The sequence below is a fragment of the Candidatus Phytoplasma citri genome, from assembly GCF_002009625.1.
Lineage (GTDB): Bacteria > Bacillota_I > Bacilli_A > Acholeplasmatales > Acholeplasmataceae > Phytoplasma > Phytoplasma citri.
In genome coordinates this window covers 1-427 of sequence record NZ_MWKN01000027.1, presented here as the reverse complement: position 1 = coordinate 427, position 427 = coordinate 1, and the positions used below count along the sequence as shown (strand labels likewise).

Here is a 427-nt window from a genome sequence, read left to right as displayed (position 1 = left end):
GTTTTATGCAGCGATTTATCTTTGCTGTTTTATTTACAATCAGCCCCCGTCCAAACGGTGCGAGCAAGTTTCCAAGCACACCGCTTTCCCTAATTTATTTTCTTTCGAAAACTAATTTCGTCTCGCGACTAATTAGCTATTTATTCTTATTGTTCTTATTCTTGCTGATATCATGTATTTGCTGATTGGTTATCTTTTAATGACAATCTTTACACAATACCTTTTTACTTTTATTCATAATCCTTTGGTGATTCACATTGCGGACCGTACCAATGTGATGAATTGGAAGTTGGAATGTTTTGCTGTACTTCTCGCAAAGTTCCGCTTTTAGACGGTCAGTTAGATTCGTACGACTTTGGAATATGTATTTATTCAAAATAAGGAATTAAGAGTTTTTTTCGAGACATTTTTGTATCAGCCGATCTTT

1 protein-coding gene is annotated in these 427 nt (G+C 34.9%); it reads left to right on the top strand.

Annotated features, from left to right (window positions below; translation table 11 throughout):
• A partial coding sequence (locus tag B2G44_RS02315; RefSeq protein ID WP_180372462.1) for a hypothetical protein occupies nt 1–185 on the top strand: 185 nt, incomplete at its 5' end.
• Nucleotides 186–427 lie beyond the last annotated feature (242 nt).